The organism is Azotobacter chroococcum (assembly GCF_004339665.1).
Classification (GTDB): Bacteria; Pseudomonadota; Gammaproteobacteria; order Pseudomonadales; family Pseudomonadaceae; genus Azotobacter; species Azotobacter chroococcum.
Genome location: NZ_SMMU01000024.1, coordinates 37,977 through 56,596 on the forward strand (window position 1 = coordinate 37,977; position 18,620 = coordinate 56,596).

General features: G+C 58.6%; 21 protein-coding genes and 1 pseudogene. 10 read left to right on the top strand and 12 right to left on the bottom strand.

Features of this window, described 5'->3' with window-relative positions:
- Positions 1-90 precede the first annotated feature (90 nt).
- Positions 91-582, top strand: a complete 492-nt coding sequence (locus EV691_RS17015) for a CinA family protein (RefSeq protein WP_131298567.1) — start codon at positions 91-93, stop codon at positions 580-582.
- A 197-nt stretch (positions 583-779) separates the two neighbouring features.
- On the opposite strand, the gene EV691_RS17020 is transcribed toward EV691_RS17015, so the two are convergent.
- The 9 genes from EV691_RS17020 to EV691_RS17060 form a co-directional block, all read right to left on the bottom strand.
- Positions 780-2,102, bottom strand: a complete 1,323-nt coding sequence (locus EV691_RS17020) for a PQQ-dependent sugar dehydrogenase (protein ID WP_131298568.1) — start codon at positions 2,100-2,102, stop codon at positions 780-782.
- A 113-nt stretch (positions 2,103-2,215) separates the two neighbouring features.
- Positions 2,216-2,833 carry a TPM domain-containing protein gene (locus EV691_RS17025; protein ID WP_131298569.1) on the bottom strand — a complete coding sequence of 206 codons (618 nt, stop codon included), beginning with the start codon at positions 2,831-2,833 and terminating at the stop codon, positions 2,216-2,218.
- Positions 2,834-2,845: 12 nt separating this feature from the next.
- A complete protein-coding gene (locus EV691_RS17030) occupies positions 2,846-3,571 on the bottom strand; it encodes a TPM domain-containing protein (protein WP_131298570.1) in 726 nt (241 codons plus the stop codon).
- Positions 3,568-4,182, bottom strand: coding sequence for a LemA family protein (locus EV691_RS17035; RefSeq protein WP_131298571.1), 615 nt, complete (start codon positions 4,180-4,182; stop codon positions 3,568-3,570). The genes EV691_RS17030 and EV691_RS17035 overlap by 4 nt, the downstream gene beginning before the upstream one ends.
- Before the next feature lie 346 nt (positions 4,183-4,528).
- Positions 4,529-5,038, bottom strand: a complete 510-nt coding sequence (locus EV691_RS17040) for a DUF1097 domain-containing protein (protein WP_131298572.1) — start codon at positions 5,036-5,038, stop codon at positions 4,529-4,531.
- A gap of 2 nt (positions 5,039-5,040) precedes the next feature.
- A complete protein-coding gene (locus tag EV691_RS23930) occupies positions 5,041-5,253 on the bottom strand; it encodes a hypothetical protein (RefSeq protein ID WP_242672537.1) in 213 nt (70 codons plus the stop codon).
- 227 nt (positions 5,254-5,480) lie between these two features.
- The gene (locus tag EV691_RS17050; protein ID WP_131298573.1) at positions 5,481-6,041 is read right to left on the bottom strand and encodes a cupin domain-containing protein; all 561 of its coding nucleotides are present in this window, start codon (positions 6,039-6,041) and stop codon (positions 5,481-5,483) included.
- 89 nt (positions 6,042-6,130) lie between these two features.
- On the bottom strand, positions 6,131-7,246 hold the full coding sequence (locus EV691_RS17055) for an alcohol dehydrogenase catalytic domain-containing protein (protein WP_131298574.1): 1,116 nt from the start codon (positions 7,244-7,246) through the stop codon (positions 6,131-6,133).
- Positions 7,247-7,368: 122 nt separating this feature from the next.
- Complete coding sequence (locus tag EV691_RS17060; protein ID WP_131298575.1) at positions 7,369-7,950, bottom strand: amino acid synthesis family protein; 582 nt, start codon at positions 7,948-7,950, stop codon at positions 7,369-7,371.
- Between the two features lie 116 nt (positions 7,951-8,066).
- On the opposite strand from EV691_RS17060, the gene EV691_RS17065 reads away from it, so the two are divergent.
- The 7 genes and pseudogenes from EV691_RS17065 to EV691_RS17095 all read left to right on the top strand — a co-directional run bounded on the left by EV691_RS17065 (position 8,067) and on the right by EV691_RS17095 (position 13,473).
- Entirely contained in the window at positions 8,067-8,918 is an 852-nt protein-coding gene (locus tag EV691_RS17065; protein ID WP_131298576.1) for a fumarylacetoacetate hydrolase family protein, read from the top strand.
- A 40-nt stretch (positions 8,919-8,958) separates the two neighbouring features.
- Positions 8,959-9,516 carry a VOC family protein gene (locus tag EV691_RS17070; RefSeq protein ID WP_131298577.1) on the top strand — a complete coding sequence of 186 codons (558 nt, stop codon included), beginning with the start codon at positions 8,959-8,961 and terminating at the stop codon, positions 9,514-9,516.
- 58 nt (positions 9,517-9,574) lie between these two features.
- Positions 9,575-11,005 (top strand): aldehyde dehydrogenase family protein, encoded by a 1,431-nt coding sequence (locus EV691_RS17075; RefSeq protein ID WP_131298578.1) that lies wholly within the window; start codon positions 9,575-9,577, stop codon positions 11,003-11,005.
- Between the two features lie 28 nt (positions 11,006-11,033).
- Positions 11,034-11,195: pseudogene (locus EV691_RS17080) on the top strand (electron transfer flavoprotein subunit alpha/FixB family protein); the annotation flags it as partial.
- Positions 11,196-11,506: 311 nt separating this feature from the next.
- On the top strand, positions 11,507-11,923 hold the full coding sequence (locus EV691_RS17085) for a GlcG/HbpS family heme-binding protein (protein WP_131298579.1): 417 nt from the start codon (positions 11,507-11,509) through the stop codon (positions 11,921-11,923).
- A gap of 120 nt (positions 11,924-12,043) precedes the next feature.
- Positions 12,044-12,463: a hypothetical protein gene (locus tag EV691_RS24285; protein ID WP_423220371.1), complete on the top strand. Its 420-nt coding sequence runs from the start codon at positions 12,044-12,046 to the stop codon at positions 12,461-12,463.
- 140 nt (positions 12,464-12,603) lie between these two features.
- Complete coding sequence (locus EV691_RS17095; protein WP_242672538.1) at positions 12,604-13,473, top strand: outer membrane protein OmpK; 870 nt, start codon at positions 12,604-12,606, stop codon at positions 13,471-13,473.
- A 171-nt stretch (positions 13,474-13,644) separates the two neighbouring features.
- Here EV691_RS17095 and EV691_RS17100 read toward each other — a convergent pair whose 3' ends face one another.
- The 3 genes from EV691_RS17100 to EV691_RS17110 all read right to left on the bottom strand — a co-directional run bounded on the left by EV691_RS17100 (position 13,645) and on the right by EV691_RS17110 (position 15,637).
- Entirely contained in the window at positions 13,645-14,331 is a 687-nt protein-coding gene (locus EV691_RS17100) for a GntR family transcriptional regulator (RefSeq protein ID WP_131298581.1), read from the bottom strand.
- Positions 14,332-14,341: 10 nt separating this feature from the next.
- Positions 14,342-14,620 (bottom strand): transposase, encoded by a 279-nt coding sequence (locus EV691_RS24290; protein ID WP_165496543.1) that lies wholly within the window; start codon positions 14,618-14,620, stop codon positions 14,342-14,344.
- 96 nt (positions 14,621-14,716) lie between these two features.
- Positions 14,717-15,637: a LysR substrate-binding domain-containing protein gene (locus EV691_RS17110; RefSeq protein WP_131298582.1), complete on the bottom strand. Its 921-nt coding sequence runs from the start codon at positions 15,635-15,637 to the stop codon at positions 14,717-14,719.
- A 154-nt stretch (positions 15,638-15,791) separates the two neighbouring features.
- Here EV691_RS17110 and EV691_RS17115 point away from each other — a divergent pair, with 154 nt between their 5' ends.
- Together EV691_RS17115 and EV691_RS17120 are read left to right on the top strand one after the other, a co-directional pair.
- Positions 15,792-16,973, top strand: a complete 1,182-nt coding sequence (locus EV691_RS17115; protein ID WP_131298588.1) for an acyl-CoA dehydrogenase — start codon at positions 15,792-15,794, stop codon at positions 16,971-16,973.
- A 216-nt stretch (positions 16,974-17,189) separates the two neighbouring features.
- Entirely contained in the window at positions 17,190-18,413 is a 1,224-nt protein-coding gene (locus EV691_RS17120; RefSeq protein ID WP_131298583.1) for a CaiB/BaiF CoA transferase family protein, read from the top strand.
- Positions 18,414-18,620 lie beyond the last annotated feature (207 nt).

Genomic DNA, 18,620 nt, shown 5'->3' on the forward strand with positions numbered 1-18,620 from the left:
TGGGCATTTTCCCTGAACTATTCGCGCCGGACGTCCCTCTACCGCACTGATCCAGGGGCGGGTCGATCCCTCAACGTGCGGAGTGCGAGCATGCAGGATGTCGGGAAGCTGGTGGCGTTTCTCCAGGAGCGCAAGCTGAAGCTGAGCACGGCCGAGTCCTGCACCTGCGGCCTCATGGCCTCGCTGCTGGCGAACGAGCCCGGCTGCGGCCAGGTGCTGGACTGCGGCTTCATCGTCTATTCGCCGCAGTCCAAGCACCGCCTGCTGGGCGTCGACTTCGCGACCATGGAGCGGTTCGGGCTGACCAGCGAGGAAGTCGCCACGGAAATGGCGATCGGCGCGCTCAAGGCCAGCCGTGCCGATCTGGCGGTGGCCAATACCGGCGTGGCCGACGACTCCGAGGAGGACCCGGGCGGCACCCAGTGCTATGCCTATGCCCTGATGCAGGGCGAGCGCCTGGCCGTGGTCAGCGAGACAGTGCAATTCGACGGCGACCGGGTCGCGATCCGCAAGCAGGCGGCCCGCCATGGCCTGAGCCAGATTCCGGAAAAGCTCGAAGAGCTGCTGAAAAAACTCCGCTAGAGCAGTTTCACCCTATTCAGATTCGCCTTTTGGGGGCGATCAGGATAACGACATGCGTGGATGGCCGCTCCGTAGGTCGGGTTAGCGTAGCGTAACCCGACAGCCTGCCCGGCATTGCCTGTCGCGTCGGGTTACGCCCTACGGGCTAACCCGACCTACAGTTGCAGCAGTGATCCGGTATCTAGCCCACTTCCGGCTCAGGGCGCCGGCGTGACCCGCCACACCACATTCCCCACATCGTCGGCCACCAGCAGCGCGCCCGCCTTGTCGACCGTCACGCCGACCGGCCGGCCGTAGGCCTCGTCCTTCGCCTCGTCGACGAATCCGGTGAGGATGTCTTCCGGCGGCCCGGCGGGGCGGCCCTGGTCGTCGAAGGGCACGAAGATCACCTTGTAGCCGCTGCGCGGCTTGCGGTTCCAGGAGCCGTGCTGGCCGACGAAGGCGCCGTTGCGGTAGCGCGGCGGCAGCAGTCCGCCCTGGTAGAAGGTCAGGCCCAGGGAGGCGGTGTGCGGGCCGAGGGCGTAATCCGGCACCAGGGCCTTGGCCACCAGATCCGGACGCGGCGGTTTGACGCGCTCGTCGACGTGCTGGCCGTAGTAGCTGTAGGGCCAGCCGTAGAAGCCGCCGTCCTTCACCGAGGTCATGTAGTCCGGCACCAGGTCGCTGCCGATCTCGTCGCGCTCGTTGACCGCCACCCAGAGCGCGCCGCTTTGCGGCTGCCAGGCCAGGCCGTTGGGGTTGCGCAGGCCGGAGGCGAACAGGCGGGTGGCGCCGCTGGCCGGATCGACCTCGAGCACGGCGGCGCGGTTCTCCTCGACCGCCATGCCGTGCTCGGCGACGTTGCTGTTGGAGCCCACGGTGACGTAGAGCCTGCGGCCGTCGCGGCTGGCGATCAGGTCCTTGGTCCAGTGATGGTTCAGCGTCCCGGCCGGCAGGTCGGCTACCTTCACGCCGGGGACGTCGATCCTGGTTTCGCCTTCCCGGTAGGGGAAGCGGACGACGGCGTCGGTATTGGCGACATAGAGCTGGTCACCGACCAGCGCCATGCCGAACGGCGAGTTGAGGTTCTCCAGCAGCGTCGTGCGGATTTCCGCGACTCCGTCACCGTCCCCGTCGCGCAGCAGGCTGATGCGGTTGGCGCTGGGCACGCCGGCACCGGCGCGGGCCATCGCCCTCTTCATCACCCAGCCGCGAACGCCCCCGTTGTCGTCGGGCTTGGCCGGCGCGTTGGTCTCGGCGACCAGCACGTCGCCGTTGGGCAGCGTCAGCAGCGTGCGCGGATGGTCCAGACCGCTGGCGAAGGCCTTCACCTGCAGGCCCGCGGCGGCGGTGGGCTGCTTGCCTGGCGGCCAGCCGACCGCCGTGGCGATGTTCACCGTGGGGATCAGGCTCGGGTTCGGCGCGGGCAGTTGCGGTTGCGGGCCATAGCCCGTGTCGACCGGCAGCCTGGCGGTGTCGCCGCAGCCGCCGAGGAGAAGCAGGAGAGGAGTACCGATGAGCAGGCGAGCGAGGCGCAGCATGGTCTGTCTCCGCATGGGGCATTGCAGGTTTGACTCGCGGAGCGCGCAAAGTGCGCCTGCTCCGTTCACTTCGACCTTCCTGCCTGGTGGGCAGGCCGGTGCCCGGTGCTCTCCTACGGCAGGATCACCAGGCGGTTGGGCAGCTCGTTGCGTTCATGGGTGGCGGGCAGCTGTTCCTTGAGCAGCGCACCGCAGGCCTCGATGCAGGCGAGAAAGCCCTGCAGCGTCTCGCCGCGCTTCACCTGGGCGGTGAAGGTTTCGACGACCGCCTGCCAGTTCGAGTCGTCCAGGCGGCTGGCAATCCCCCGGTCCACCAGGATCTCCACATAGCGCTCGGCTTCGGCGACGAAGATCAGCATGCCGCTTTCCGCCTCGGTGTGATGCAGGCCGAGTTCGATGAACTGCCGCCGCGCCAGGTTGCTGGCGCGCCAGTGGCGCACCGGGCGCGGGACCAGCCGGGTGGTGAGGGCGGGCAGGCGGAACAGCAGGCTGCACAGGATGAAGGTCGCCCACTGCACCAGCAGCAGCTGTCCGGCTCCGAGCCAGTTGCCGACGAGGTTCAGCGCGCCGGGCAGCAGCAGGGCGAGCAGCCCGGCCCAGAGCAGGGAGATGTAGGTGTAGTCGTCGGCCCGGGCCGCCAGCACCGTCACCAGCTCGGCGTCCGTTTCCCGCTCGATCCGTTCGATCGCCGCGGCGACCTGCCGCTGTTCGCTTTCGGTCAACAATGTCATCGATTAGCGTCCCTACCAGCCACCGGAGGCGCCGCCGCCGCCAAAGCCGCCGCCGCGCCCGCCAAAACCGCCACCCCCGCCGCCTCCGCCATGGCGCAGGCCGCCGAGCAGGGCGCCGGCCAACAGGGCGCTGCGGCCGCGCCCGCCGCGAACCAGCAGCAGGATGATCGCCAACAGCACGATCAGCAGGAGCGACGACGGCTCGTCCGACTCCTGCGTGTCGGGGATCAGGCCCTGTTCGCCCTGCAGGGGCTTGCCGCCCAGTACCCAGAGCATCGCCGTGACGCCCTCGCTGATGCCGCGGGCAAAGTCGCCCTGCCGGAAGGCCGGAACGATGATGTTGTGGATGATCAGCGCGGACTGGGCGTCGGTCAGGCGTCCCTCCAAGCCATAGCCGACCTCGATGCGGACCCGCCGCTCGTCGCGCGCGACGATCAGCAGCGCGCCGTTGTCCCTGCCCTTCTGGCCGATGCCCCAGCGGCGGCCCAGCTCGACGCCGAACTCTTCGATGTTGCTCCCCGCCAGATCCGGCACGGTGACCACCACCAACTGGTCGCCGCTGGCCTGCTCATGGGCCGCCAGGATCTGCGTCAGGCGCGCCTCGGTCGCGGCATCGAGCAGTTCGGCACGATCCACCACCCGTCCAGTCAAGGCAAGGAAGCCGGCCTCCTGGGCCTGGGCGACCAGGACCCAGGCGCAGAGCAGCAGGCCCTGAAGGAGCCTGGGTGCCAGTGTCATTGGAACTTCACTTGCGGTACCTGTTCTGCACCCTGGCTCGTGGCCTCGAAGCTTTCGCGGACCGGCAGGTCGCGGTAGAGCAGGCTGTGCCAGATGCGTCCGGGGAAGGTGCGGATCTCGGTGTTGTAGCGCTCCACCGCGGCGATGAAGTCGCGGCGCGCCACCGCGATGCGGTTTTCGGTGCCTTCCAGCTGGGACTGCAGGGCGAGGAAATTCTGGTTGGCCTTCAGCTCGGGATAGCGCTCCGACACCACCATCAGCCGGCTCAGCGCACCGCTCAACTGGTCCTGCGCCTGCTGGTACTGCTGCAGCTTCTGCGGATCATCCAGCGTGTCGGCATCCACCTGGATGGAGGTGGCCTTGGCCCGCGCCTCGATCACCGCGGTCAGGGTCTCCCGCTCGTGCTGGGCGTAGGCCCTGACCGTTTCCACCAGATTGGGGATCAGGTCGGCGCGCCGCTGGTACTGGTTCTCCACCTGCCCCCAGGTCGCCTTCACTTGCTCGTCGTAGGTGGGAATGTCGTTGATGCCGCAGCCTGCCAGGAGCCACGACACGATCAGGAGCGTGGCCAGCCGCCATTGAAGCCAGGAGCCTTGTCTGGAGTGGGTCATCCGCGTGTTCCGCCTTGCCGATTGACTGGGTGCCTGCCGGTTGCGCCGGTCGGTCATTAGCAGTCTAGAGACTCTCGGGGGGCGTGTTTGAAAAGGAGTGGGGATATCGGCGCGCAGGTTGCGCTGGTTATGAGGCACTGATGGACGGCGGAGTTACGGCGGAGTTACGGCGGAGGCGGGCCAATTGATCTGATAATGGGTGCTGCGCCCGCCTGATCTTGCCCAGCCTCAGTGGTTGCTATCAACGTATGCAAGTGCAAGATGCTTACCCCTTGCGCCCGTGCGTTTGCCCGGGCGCAGGGCTTCACGTCTTCAGGTCAGGCTGAGCCAAATCAAGCGGGCGAAGTCAGTTCTCATGGATCAGGTGGTGTTGCAATTGGTAGGCGATCCAGCCGGCCATCGCGCCTAGCCCGGTGGCTCCGCCAAGCAGCGCGAGACTTTCTAGAGAAGGCTCGAGATGCGCGGCAAAGAAGGTGATCACGCCCAGGAAATAGCCCAGGATGTTGTTTAGCCAGGGCAGTGCGCGCAGCGACACGACGATCATTGTGACGATGAAGACCGCAATCGGCAGCGCGAACACTCCCAGACTGGGTGCCAGCACACCGAGCGTCAACGCCGAGCCGATGCCTAAGGCGTGCCCCAGCCAGACACAGGCCAGGTTGATCGCACCATCGCGACTGCTTGGCCCACGACTGAAGAAGGCGACAAAGCCGACGAACATCGCCCATACGGGCAGAGTCAGCGCTGCGCTCGCCCCCGCCGCCAGCGCGGCAGTCAGGGCCGCAACGGTAGTGAAGGCGACGAACCTGAGCGCTGATGGTTTGCGGTGTGCCAAGGCTTCTGCTTGCTGGCTCATGGTTATTGCTCCTTTTCAATCTGGAGCTCAGGCGAGGCCGCCGTTGGGACGATGCCACAAGCCTCGACCTTGACCAGCACCTTAATAGGACGAAGTGTAGGAACCGGCATCTCTTCGATCACCATGGGTTTACCACATTCATACATACGAGCAGCACGCATCATTTTTGTTGTCATTGTTATCTCCCACTCTATTGTTTTTGTTTTTTCAACCACTTACCCAACCAGCTACCTTGTTAGCGAGTAACCGTAACAATAAGCTGTGCTGTGCCAGCCGTGTGGATGGCAACAGTCTTAACGCAACCCATTCCTGCCTTGCACGTCGCCGACAGTCACTCCTCCGAGCCAGATGTAAATATGACTACCGGTCGCCATGGTCAGGCCAAAAGCAATTTCATTACAGCGTGGGCCACGCCTATATGGCCATTTCGGCAACCCCATTGTTAGGGGGCCAAGGAATCAGTTGCCGAGGTGCTTGCTCCCAGCATGAAGAAAATCGCCTTGGCCAGCCGTTGGGACTTATTGCGCCACGCATGGCGCGTACCGTTTTGAATTACCACATCGCCGGCCCGCAGCAAGCGCTGCTCGCCATTGTCCAATTCCAGATACAGTTCACCTTCAAGCAACACGGCATAGTCGACAGTCGGCGTGCGGTGCATACCTGGGTGTTCGACTTCGAAGCGTTCAATCAGCCCAGGCAGTGCCGCTGTCATTTCTTCGAAGGCACGCTTCGGGTCCAACGGCGAAGCCATTACACTGTCCGGAGGAAAGCTCACAGCCAGTAATGATGTATTCCCTGCACTTGGTATCAGCGAGCCTTGCAAGAGAGTCAGGTCTTTGGCAGCAGAGACGGGCAGCATCGGCGAACCTTCGGTACACCACACCTGGGCTATGCCGTGACCGGGTATATCGGTGAAGTCCTTGGCTCGCGGCGCCATCCCGTCGGAAACAAACACAGCATTGCCGAGCGCATCATGGCCCGTCACCACTCTTCGTATCTGCATCAGAGATCTCCTCATGATCAGCAAGCGTTCGAAACCTGTCGCAAGGCATGGGTGGGCGAAGTGCAGAAGCACTCAGCCCACCATTGTCCTCACGGGCAGATAACGTAATTGCTGAACCCACCAAGGCGATTTTCGATCCCAGATATGGCCTCGTTGATCTGATCCAGCGGGAAGGTGTTGTGTTCGAAGAACGACAGATCAAGTACGCCCGACTCGACCATATCGGCCATTTGCTGCCCTTGGCCGGTGGTGAACCAGACTGAGCCGCTGACCGAGATGTCGTTGTCCATCATCCAGTGCATATCCAGCGGCACTTTGTCGGCGACAGCACCAACGTTGACCAGGTGACCACTGCGATGCAGGCAGCGCATTGAGTCAACCAGGCTATCGGCAGGGGCGCCAGGACCCAGCGCATCGATCACCACATCCAGACCGCCGCCCTGGGTGACATTGTTCACCCACTCAGAGGTTGGGCAGCTGCCCAACTTGTGAATCTCGATACGGCCGGGCGCAGCCAAGTCCTTCACCCGTTGGAACAGAGCTTCATTGCGTGCCGTGCCGAGAATCTTGCGCACCCCCATGGCCAATGCCAGGGCCAAAGCCCCAAGGCCGAGGGTACCGCTGATGCCATTGATCAGGATGGTGCTGCTGGGGCCAACATTGGCCTTGAGCAGCGCACGATAAGCGGTACCCAGGTAGCCTAGGCGCGCAGCCGTCTCGAAGCTCATGCAGTCCGGCAGTTTGACCAGGCTGTACTGCGGCGCTGGCATGTACTCGCACAGGCCACCGTACGGGTAGTCCTCAAACATACGTGGGCTTCGCGGAGTGAAGCCGAAGTAACCATTGAAGGTATAGGCCGTACAGCCAGTGGTGTTGCCTGACCGACAGGCACGGCAGGAGCCGCAGTGGCGAGCCGGATTGACGTAGACCCGATCACCCGGCTTGAAGTCATACACTTGCTCGCCAATCGCTTCGATAACACCCGCCGGATCCAGGCCGAAAATAGCCGGCAGCTTCGGTAGTGGCAACTCTGGGAACCAGTTGACCCAGTTGGTCAGGATATTGTGTAGGTTGGGGACGATGCCACAAGCCTTGACCTTGACCAGCACCTCAGTAGGACGAAGTGTGGGAACCGGGATCTCCTCAATCACCATGGGTTTGCCACACTCATACATACGAGCAGCACGCATCATTTTTGTTGCCATTGCTATCTCCCACACTATCGTTTTTGTTCTTTCAACCACTCACCCAATCAGCACCTCGGTAGCGAGGTTGGCGAGTAACCGTAATAAGCTGTTTTGCGCCAACCGTGTGGATGGCAGCAGTCTTAACGCAAGCCATCCTCGCCTTGCACGTCGCTGACAGCCAGTCCTCCGAGCCGGGCGTGGATACGACCACCGGTCGCCATGGCCAGGCCAAAAACAATTTCGTTACGGCGTGGACCATCCCACACGGTCATTTCGGCAACCCCGAAATGGCTGCGCACATAAGCGGCTTGGATATGCCCCAAGGGAATCATCACCCGACACCCCGGACCGGCAATGGTTTTCGCGGCCGGCACAATGGCCTTTGGATTACCCAAAGCCTCACGCATTGCCCAGCCACCTGCCTCATGCCAGACGGCACCGTGCTCGAGCTCACCGTCCTCTCCGACAATGGCGCCCTTGCCGTATGCCTGAACCTTGTCCGCGCCACCCAGCGCAGTGATCAATCGGTTGGATAGATCCCTACCCAAAGCCCTTAACTCCTCCATGAAGGGCAACAAATCCTCGACATATTTTCCGGCGTAGGGGTTTTCCACGATCGCCAGGGCAACTGCGACCTTCAATGGCTTGGCTGCGACTGGCCCCCCCTCGTGAAGCACCTCTTCGACATCCAGTTTGAGCTTTCGAATTCTCACCAATGACATTTTTCGTCTCCTGCTGATCCCACTTCGTCAGTTCTTGCTACTAGGCTTCCACAGTATGCATTTTATGGGGTATAGTGCAACAAGATAGTTTTTATGCACAAAAAGGAGACAACAGGATGAAGCTGATTTCGTATCGCAAGAACAGCCAGGCTCGCTTCGGCGCAGTCATCGGGGAAAAGGTCGTCGACCTGAGCAAACAGTTCCCTTCCACCCCCAACCTGGCCAGCCTGCTGGCCGATACCAGCCTGCTTGAGCAGGCAAAAGCCTATGCCAGCAGCGCCACTGCCGACTGCGCGCTCAGCGACGTGCAACTGGATCCGGTGATTCCTGCGCCCGGCAAAATCATCTGCGTGGGCATTAATTACGTTGCGCACGCCGAGGAGGCTGGACGCAAGGTCGGTCAGTACCCGGTGATTTTCCAGCGCTTCGCGGAAACGCTGCTGGCTCACAATGCCCCGCTGCTGCGCCCAGTGGTGTCCAAGGAGTTCGATTTTGAGGCCGAGCTGGCCGTGGTGATAGGCAAGGGTGGCGCTCATATCGCCCCTGAAAATGCTATGGAACATGTCGCGGGCTATACCTGTTTCAACGACGCCAGCGTTCGCGACTGGCAGTTCCACACCCATCAATACGGCATGGGCAAAACGTTCCGCAGCACTGGCTCTCTAGGGCCATGGTTGGTGACCGCCGACGAAATTGCCGACTACCGGGAACTGAAAGTACGCGGCATTCTCAACGGCGAGCAGATGCAAGAGGGCGCTCTCTCGGAGCTGGCGTTCGATATACCGCACCTGATTTCCTATGTTTCCAAGGCTCTAACCTGGAATCCAGGTGACATCCTGGCAACCGGTACCCCCAGCGGTATTGGTTTCAAACGCAATCCGCCAATCTTCCTCAAACCGGGTGATGTCTTCGAAGTAACCATCTCGCAGATCGGCACCCTGTCCAATCCGGTAATCGACGAAGCCTGAGTTTTCCTCGGGCAACCATAAAAACGGGAGTTCAATCCGCATGGCCACCCTGCCTAGAATCAACTTCACCCATACCGGCATACACTGCACTGACCTGGAGAACATGCTCGAGTTCTACTGCCAGAAGCTCGGCTTTATTGTCAGCGACAAAGGTGTTGCCTCAACCGGCCACCGTCTGTTCTTCATGACACAGAACCCGGAAGTTCATCACCAAGTGGTGCTATTCGACGGTAAGCCGACTGATCTGCCATACAATCCGATCAACCAGTTGTCCTTCCTTCTGGATTCACTCAAGGACCTCAAGAGCTATTACCAATTCGCCAAGGAAAACGGCATCCGGGATATCGAGCAAATCGACCATGGCAATGCTTGGTCCATATATTTCAGGGATCCTGAGGGTAATCCGATCGAGATGTATGTGGACTCGCCTTTCTACAGCAGCCAGCCCTGCCGCGAACCGCTGAATCTCGAGCAGAGTGATGAGCAGATCATCGCTCAGACGGAAGCCATGTGCCGTAGCCGCCCTGGCTTCCAGACCCGTGCCGAATGGATGCAGTCGATCCGCAAGCAGATCGACGAGCAACGCGTTCGCTGGTAACCCATCTTGTGCGGCCTGACATGTTCAGGCCGCCAGACATGCAGGTATGTGACGCCCTATGTACAAGAATTTAATAGCAGGGGAGTGGCGCGAAGGAACAGGCACTCGCGTGAACCTGAGCCCCTCGGACACCGCAGATCAAGTCGGTCTGTATACCCAGGCCAGCGCGCAGGATACCCTGGCTGCCATCGAGTCTGCGGAGCAGGCACAACCAATATGGGCGGCCAGAAGTCTCCAGCAGCGAGCGGATGCGCTCGACTTCATTGGCAGTGAAATCCTCGCCCGACGTGAAGAACTCGGCATATTACTGGCCCGTGAGGAAGGCAAGGTGCTGGTCGAAGCCATCGCCGAAGTCACTCGCGCAGGGCAAGTCTTCAAGTTTTTCGCCGGTGAGGTGCTGCGCATTCAAGGCGAACACATGGCCTCGGTGCGCCCTGGGATCGAGATCGATATTCTGCGTCAACCGGTCGGGGTCGTCGCCATCATAACCCCTTGGAACTTCCCTATTGCGATTCCAGCCTGGAAGATTGCTCCGGCCTTGGCCTATGGCAACAGCGTGGTTTTCAAGCCGGCCGACCTGGTTCCCGGTTCCGCCTGGGCGTTGAGTGAAATCATCAGTCGTGCCGGGCTACCGGACGGCACCTTCAATCTTCTGATGGGCCGCGGCGGGGTCGTTGGCCAGGCCATGGTCGAATCACCACGGGTCAAAGCCATCAGCTTCACCGGCTCGGCGGAGACCGGACGCAACCTGCTGCAAACTGCCAGCGCCCGCTTCGCCAAGTTGCAGTTGGAAATGGGCGGCAAGAATCCTCTGGTGATCATGAATGACGCGGACTTGGCGCAGGCCATCGAGTGCGCGGTTCAAGGCTCCTACTTCTCCACGGGACAACGATGCACTGCGTCGTCACGCTTCATCGTCGAGAAAGGCATCTACCGGCGATTTGTCGAAGGCGTTCAGGAGCGATTGGAGAGCCTGCGCGTCGGCCACGCACTACATGCCGACAGCCAGATCGGCCCAGTGGCAGACCAGGCGCAATATGAGCAGAATCTGAATTACGTCAGCATCGGGCAAGCGGAGGGGGCCGTACTGGCCACCGGTGGTCAGCCTTTGAAGCGCGATACCCACGGATACTTCATGAGCCCTGCGCTGTTCATCGATACCGCAGCGGATATGCGTATCGCCCAGGAGGAAATCTTCGGCCCCATCGCCTGCGCGATACCAGCCGATAACTACGAACATGCCCTGCAGCTCGCCAACGGTACGCCTTTCGGCTTATCTGCCGGCATCTGCACGACTTCGCTGAAATACGCCACGCATTTCAAGCAACACGTGCAAAGCGGAATGGTGATGGTGAACACGCCCACTGCAGGGGTGGATTATCACGTTCCTTTTGGAGGGACTAAAGGTTCCAGTTACGGACCCCGGGAACAAGGCCGCTACGCCGCCGAATTTTTTACCACAGTTAAGACCGCATATACGCACGTGTGAGCCATACCACAACTCACATACATCGCGGTTGGGCATCTCCGGGGCGATCCAGCACCTGGTGGGGATGAAGGGCACGAAGGTGATCGTGGCGCTCAACAAGGCTCTCGAGGCACCGATATTCCAGGTGGCCGACTACAGCCTGGTGGTGGATCTGTTCGAGGCTGTTCCAGAATTGGAAAAAGGTCTGTAAGTATCATCTAGAACCTGTTATTGAGCCTTGGAAAAATTTTTAAATATCAATATGTCATGATGATTTTCTGAGCATGAAAATATCGAAAAAATCTTTGCTTATCGAGTAGATACAGCTTGGTTGATAACAGGCTCTTGAATCAGGGCTTTCAAGGTATTCTCTTGTAGCCCATTGATTTTTATTTTCCTGCACATGAGCTTTATGCATTGAGGCCAGGCAGAACTACTTGATTGAACTAACGCCCTGAAGTACCGGGCACTGTTAATCAAGAGCGGCGTCATAATGTTTTACCCATGCGGAGGTATACTGATATGCAGTTGAAGTCCGTTCTCGAGCTGAAAGAAGTAGATGGCATGCTGGCTGCCGCGGAAGAAGAAGCCATTCACAATGGTTGGGCGGTTTCCATCGCAGTCGTTGATGATGGCGGGCACCTAGTCGCGTTCCGACGCCTGCCCGGAGCTTCCAAGTCCTCAGCCCAGATCGCTATCGACAAGGCGCGCTGCTCAGCTCTTACCCACCGTCCCACGAGTTTCTTTGCCGAGATGATGGCAGCCGGACATGCAGGTGCTGCGTCTCTTGCAGGAGTAATTCCGATGGGAGGCGGCCTACCTGTCCTGTTTGAAGGCCAAGTCGTTGGCGGCATTGCCGTAAGCGGTGTGAAGTCCGAGTTCGATGTGCAGATCGCCAAGGCAGGCCTGGCTTTCATTGTGCGCGACGAAAATCATTAACACGCTTTTGAGTCATTAGCCGAGGAGTGGATCATACCCCAACAGCCTGACTACTCGTGCCATCGCACGAATGAATAAGCTCAATTATTACAACAATAAAAAAACAGAAGAGGTTTTTTCATGAAGATGCAGCATATCCGTCAGGCAAGCCCGGAATGTTCCTCTCGCACCATCAGTTACATTGATGCTGCTATCGTCCTGTATTCAGCATCGGCCAATACCGATACTCCAGAAAAGCTGTGCGAACGCAAGCGCAAGCTGCTCGATGCGTTTGTGTACGGTGTCATTGGTATTGATTCAGCGCGCCTGTCAGACAATTTTCCCAAGTCTACGGTGAAAGCTTGTTCTTCGATGCAAATAGCATCGTCAATGCTCAGTCGATGGTCGACCTGGTCAAGCCGCTATCGGTGCCGGGCTCACGGCTCAAGGAAATCCTGCTGCCCGCGGAGCAGATATCGGGCAACTGGTAACTGTCTAATCATCGTCAGCTTGACTGCCAGGCACTCAAGCAAAATATTCTTGGATTCTCTGTTGCTCTGAACCAAGTCTCCTGTATTTCAGTGGCTTGCACAGACAAAGTATGAGAAAAAATTGAATTATTTTCTTTTTGTCCTTGGAAAATGATTATTCTGATTTCTCATATATGCTCTCTATATAACAAAAACAAAATCCAGGTAGTCATGAAAATAAAATCTGTATTATCTATGTTGGTCGGAGCTATGATTTTTAGCTCAACTGCATTTTCGGAAGAGAATCTCCCTCAAGCCCGATACAATCCCCCATCACCGTCAGATGTGCCGGAGAAAGTGCAGAAGAAGGAAGGCAAATCGCCACTACTCTGGCAGGATAACAGTGTGACTTATTTATGGGGCAAAGACGATCAAGTCACTACGCATATCCGACAGAACTTAACCTTCGAGCACTTCAGCCTCTGGACATGGGGGGACCTTTGGGCCTTCTGGGATAACTACTGGTTCAACGGCGGCTCGACCCAAAACGGTAACCATTGGTATTACGGCGAGATAACGCCTCGTTTCAGCTTCGGCAAGTTGACAGGCAAAGATCTGTCGTTCGGGCCCGTCAAGGATGTACTTCTGGCCGTCTCCTACCAGTACGGCCAGGGTGATGTGGAAGCGTTTCGGGTCGGCCCAGGCTTTGATTTTGATATCCCGGGTTTCAATTTTGCCCAGTTGAATATTCTCTACATCAAACCGGAGGGCAATCGGCATGCATCCGGTTCCTGGATGCTCAACCCGGTATGGTCGATCACCTTTCCGGTGGGCCGTTCGGATATTCTCTTCGACGGCTTCATGGATTGGACCATAAACAACAGGAGCGACAGTAGCGATCCGAGTCGGAACTATCATGCCAATCTCCATTTCAATCCGCAGATAAAATATGACCTTGGTAAATTAATGAAGATTGGGGAAAAACATTTGTATGTCGGCGTCGAATATAACTACTGGTCAAATAAGTATGGCATAAAGGATTCATCACACTTCGATACCAACCAAAGCAGCACTAGTCTACTAATCAAATATCACTTCTGAGCCATGGGCAGCCGAGGGAGCTCTGCAAAAATACATGCCCATCCGCTCCCCCGGCATTGGGAGGCCAGTATCGGCAAGATGTGATTGCCGGCCACTTACACTGCTCCTGGCTACATGCGACCATGACTACCCATTGAGCTCCGGGAGGCGTCCATATAAGTAAGGCCTACCTTAACTCTTATCAGGATAGACTCTATGGATCGCATCTATCACGTGCTCTAATGTTCCGGTGATATGCTCATTGAGCAGAGTTATCGTCTTTTCAGAATTTCGAGCCAAGGCCATGTCCATCAACTGCTTATGCTCACCGCTTTTACGACGTATTGTGGTGCGATGGAGCGCTGAGAAGCGACGATAACGATCAGCGCGATCAAAAAGTGGATCGATTACCTTTAACAGTAGTCTTGAGGAGCAGGCAGAAAACAGAGCAAAGTGAAATGCCTTATGTCGCTCGGCCCACTCATCGTCCAGCACGACTGACACGCTACCCAACCTCTTCTCAACCAGCTCCAGGCGATGGAACGCTCCCAGTACATTGGCCTCCCACGTATCATCACCATGTTTGATTGCATCGGCTAGGGCTTCGCTTTCCAACAAGCAGCGTAGGTGGGTAAGCTCACGAAAATCATCCACGGATAAACTTGCCACTCGGAAGCCTTTGTTTTCACTGGCCTCGACGATCCCTTCTTGGGCCAGACGATTGAGCGCCTCTCTAATTGGTGAACTGCTCAATCCATAAGACTTGGAGAGTTCTGCCACCTTGAGCTTTTCACCAGGCGCCAGTTCACAGCAAATAATCGACTTCTTCATCTGCTGCAGCGCCACATCGATTAGAGAACCATTTTGAGTGCTAAGCATAGACTTATACTTACCCTGATTTTGTAAGCATAATTTTATGCGCAAAACTCAATTTATGCAATTTCAAGTGCCGGCAAAAATTAATCCGATATTTCTCGCCATAACCCGACAGCACCCGGTGCACATGGCTGCAGAATGGCTGGAAGCTTTGGTAGGCGCTCAGGGGCAACCATTCGTACTTGATCCTCCGCCAGAGCATCTCGGTCGGGTCGAGCTCTGGCGAGTAGGGAGGCAGGAAGATCGCATGGATTCGTTGTGCCCTCCCTTCCAGCCGCTTGCGCTGAGACAAGGCGGAGCGGTCAATGCTGGACGGGGTGGCGGTGTCCCGTTTGATAGGAGCCAGTCCAGCTGCCTTTCCCGGGAAAATGCGATGAGCCTTGATTATTCATGACATGGTGAGATTGGCCACCAGGCAATAACGCCGTGCTTCTTCCACCAGCCAGTCGTGGAAGGCGCATAGTGCCGCCGACTTAACTTTGCGCTCAGGAATGATCAGATAATAGGCCTTGTCGTTCGCATTCAGATAGGTGTGCTGCATCGGCACAATCAGGCGCTCTTCGTCCAACTCGCGCTGGATTAACATGGGTGGGATCAATGCTACGCCCATGCCATGCATGGCAGCCTGGGCCAGCATAGAGAACAGCTCGTAGCGCGGCCCGCTCATGTCGCCTTCGACCTGCAGGCCGAGTGAGCCGAACCACTGGCGCCAGGCATAGGGGCGGGTGCTCTGCTGTAGCAGTGGCAGGGTGGCGATCTGCTGTGCGTCGAGTTGGCGCAGCGGTGCAATCAGCTCTGGGCTGCACACCGGCACCGAAATCTCGCGCATCAGGAAATAGGACTCAGTCCCTGGCCAGCCGGCATCTCCGCAGTGCAGCGCGACATCGAAATCGGTGTCGGCGAACAGGAAGGGACGGGTGCGCGTGGTCAGATTCACCGTAACTTCCGGGTGCAGTCGCTGGAACTCCTTCAGTCGCGGCAGCAACCACTGGGTAGCGAAGGTTGGCACCACCGCCAGCTCAATGCTGGTGCTGCCCTGTTGCCCCATGACAGCCAGTGTTTCGCGCTCCACTGCATCCAACTGGGTGGCAATGCGCCGGCTGTAGGACAGCCCGTCCTCGGTCAGCCTGACGCCACGGCGGGTGCGGCGGAATAGTTCGATGCCCAGAAAGGTCTCTAGGCTGGCAATCTGCCTACATATTGCGCTCTGAGTCAGCGCCAACTCCTCAGCGGCCTTGGTGAAGCTCTGATGGCGCGCCGCTGCCTCGAAGGCGATTAGCGCGGCGGTGCTGGGAATCTTGCGACGCATGTGTCACATCCTCACACATCAGCGAGTAAAGCATCTCGGAGTGATCAATCAGCACAATAGCGTGCGAAATAGTCGTTTGCTACCAACACTTGCCGATAACTACGATCAGCCCATTCAAGCCTTCGCCAACAACAGCATCTCGAGGATGGTATTTATGGCTGGTAAAGTCAGTTTCCAATGGGAAGATCCACTGCTGCTCGACCAGCAGCTGACCGACGAAGAACGTATGGTGCAGGCCAGCGCGCAGAAGTTCTCTGCCGGCCAACTGGCGCCGCGGGTGCTGGAGGCCTTTCGCCATGAGCACACCGATCCGGCGATTTTCCGCGAGATGGGCGAAACCGGCCTGCTCGGCGCGACCATTCCCGCCGAATACGGCGGTAGCGGCCTCAACTATGTGTGCTACGGCCTGATTGCCCGCGAGGTCGAGCGCATCGACTCCGGTTACCGCTCGATGTTGAGCGTGCAGTCGTCGCTGGTGATGGTGCCGATCAACGAATTCGGCAATGAAGCCACCAAGCAGAAATACCTGCCGAAGCTGGCCAGCGGTGAGTTGATCGGCTGCTTCGGCCTGACCGAGCCGGACCACGGCTCCGACCCGGGCTCGATGATCACCCGGGCGAAGAAGGTCGAGGGCGGTTATCGCCTGACCGGCAGCAAGATGTGGATCACCAACTCGCCCATCGCCGATGTGTTTGTGGTCTGGGCCAAGGACGACGCCGGCGATATCCGCGGCTTTGTGCTGGAGAAGGGCTGGGAAGGCCTGAGCGCCCCGGCGATCCATGGCAAGGTCGGCTTGCGCGCCTCGATCACCGGCGAGATCGTCATGGATAACGTGTTCGTGCCGGAAGAGAACGCCTTCCCTGAAGTAAGAGGTCTCAAGGGACCCTTTACCTGTCTGAACTCGGCCCGCTACGGCATCGCCTGGGGTGCTCTGGGCGCCGCCGAGGCCTGTTGGCACACCGCCCGCCAATATGTTCTGGACCGTCATCAGTTTGGCCGCCCGCTGGCCGCCAATCAGTTGATCCAGAAGAAGCTGGCCGACATGCAGACCGAGATCTGCCTGGCCCTGCAGGGCTGCCTGCGTCTGGGGCGGATGAAGGACGAAGGCACCGCAGCGGTGGAGATCACCTCAATCATGAAGCGCAACAGCTGCGGCAAGTCGCTGGAGATCGCCCGTCTGGCCCGCGACATGCTGGGCGGCAACGGCATCAGCGACGAGTTCGGTATAGCGCGGCATTTGGTCAATCTGGAAGTGGTTAATACCTACGAGGGAACTCATGACATTCATGCACTGATCTTGGGTCGCGCTCAGACCGGGCTTCAGTCGTTTTCCTAAAAGCAGCCAAACGCCGTAGCTTGCAGGACAAAATTTTTAGAGTCTGTTATTAACTAAGTTTAAATAATTAATGGATAAGAATCTTACCAACTCTTGCGGTCAGCAGAATTGAATATATCCATTGATGTTTAAAAGTTCTGATAGCGATTAACTATAGGTTCTGGAAATTTCGTCCTGCATAGTCGATTTATCCTGCTCAACTACGGAGAACCCGTGATGTCTGGAGCTCTATCGCATATCCGCGTGCTTGATCTGTCCCGCGTACTGGCCGGCCCCTGGGCCGGGCAGATTCTCGCTGATCTCGGCGCCGAGGTGCTCAAGGTCGAGCGTCCCGGCACGGGCGACGACACCCGCCACTGGGGCCCGCCGTTTCTACGCGGCGCCAATGGCGAGAACACTTCGGAAGCAGCCTACTATCTGTGCGCCAACCGCAACAAGAAGTCGTTGACCGTTGACTTCACCCAGGCTGAAGGCCAGCGCATCATTCGCGATCTGGCGGCTCAATCCGACATTCTGCTGGAGAACTTCAAGGTCGGCGGCCTGGCCGCCTACGGCCTGGACTATGCCAGCCTGCGCGAGATTAATCCGCGGTTGATCTACTGCTCAATTACCGGCTTCGGTCAGGACGGTCCCTACGCCCAGCGTCCTGGCTATGACTTCATGATCCAGGGCCTTGGCGGGCTAATGAGCCTGACTGGGCGCAGTGCAGGCGAGGAAGGTGCCGGGCCTATCAAAGTCGGTGTGGCCCTGGTCGACATTCTCACTGGCCTGTACGCTGCCACCTCCGTACTCGCTGCGTTGGCCCACCGCGACCAGTCCGGTCTTGGCCAGTATATCGACCTGGCGCTGCTCGACGTACAGGTGGCTTGTCTAGCCAACCAGGCGCAGAACTACCTGACCAGCGGCGTGGCTCCTTGCCGTATTGGCAACGCCCATCCGAACATAGTGCCGTACCAGGACTTTCCCAGTGCCGACGGCGACTTCATCCTCACCGTTGGCAATGACGGCCAGTTCCGCAGATTCTGCGAGGTCGCCGGCCATGGCGAGTGGGCCAGCGACCCGCGATTCGCTACTAATCAGTCGCGCGTCATTCATCGCGACGTTCTGATCCCCCTTATTCGCCAAGTGACGGTATTCAAGACCACCGCCGAGTGGATTGCCGCATTGGAAGTGGCCGGCGTGCCCTGTGGACCAATCAACGATTTGGCCAAAGTATTTGATGACCCGCAGGTTCAAGCTCGCGGCCTCAAACTGGTCTTGCCGCATCCGCTGGCCGGCAGCGTACCGCAAGTGGCCAGCCCTATCCGCCTGTCGCTCACACCGGTGGAATACCGCAATGCTCCGCCATTGCTGGGGGAGCACACCGATGCAGTGCTGGCCGAGCGGCTCGGCTTGGGAACCGCGACCATCGCTGAGTTGCGCGAGCGGCAAGTGATTTGATCAAAGCTTTCTGCCTCGAAGAGCATTTGGTCGGATCCATTGAAGTGAGTCATGAGTTCGCAAGCTGTTTTCAACACATATCGCAGACCTCCGTTCGATCCGCTCGGAGGCAGTCTGCTCCCGGCACTCTCCAAGGAAAACCATCCATGCCTGTACAAGTACAAGAAGTGGTCATCGTCAGCGGAGTACGCACGGCCATCGGCGGTT